Here is a 448-nt window from a genome sequence, read left to right on the forward strand (position 1 = left end):
TGCCGTTCGCCTACAACCGCAAGGAAGCCAAGGACCATGGCGAGGGCGGCACGCTGGTCGGCGCGCCGCTCAAGGGCAAGGTCGTGATCATCGACGACGTGATCACCGCCGGCACTTCGGTGCGCGAATCGGTGGAGATCATCCGCGCCGCCGGCGCCGAGCCGGCCGCCGTGCTGATCGCCATGGACCGCATGGAACGCGCCGGCCCGGACGACGCGCTGTCGGCGCACTCGGCCGTGCAGGACGTGGCCAAGACCTATGGCATTCCGGTGGTGTCGATCGCGTCGCTGGCGGACATCCTGGCCTTGCTGCAGGACGACGCGGCGTTCGCCGAGCACCGCGAGGCGGTGCTGGCTTATCGGACCAAGTACGGAGTGAAGTAAGGCGGGGCGGTTGGCCGCTCCGTGTCGGTGTCGGCGGAAGCTTCGGGGTTGCTTCCGTAGGCTGC

At 69.0% G+C, this 448-nt stretch carries 1 protein-coding gene; it reads left to right on the forward strand.

Features of this window, described 5'->3' with window-relative positions:
- On the forward strand, nucleotides 1–383 hold a 383-nt coding region (locus KUA55_RS18170; protein WP_281419057.1), incomplete at its 5' end, for a phosphoribosyltransferase family protein.
- Nucleotides 384–448: the final 65 nt, after the last annotated feature.

This window comes from Enterococcus alishanensis (assembly GCF_019218635.1).
Classification (GTDB): domain Bacteria; phylum Bacillota; class Bacilli; order Lactobacillales; family Enterococcaceae; genus Enterococcus_A; species Enterococcus_A alishanensis.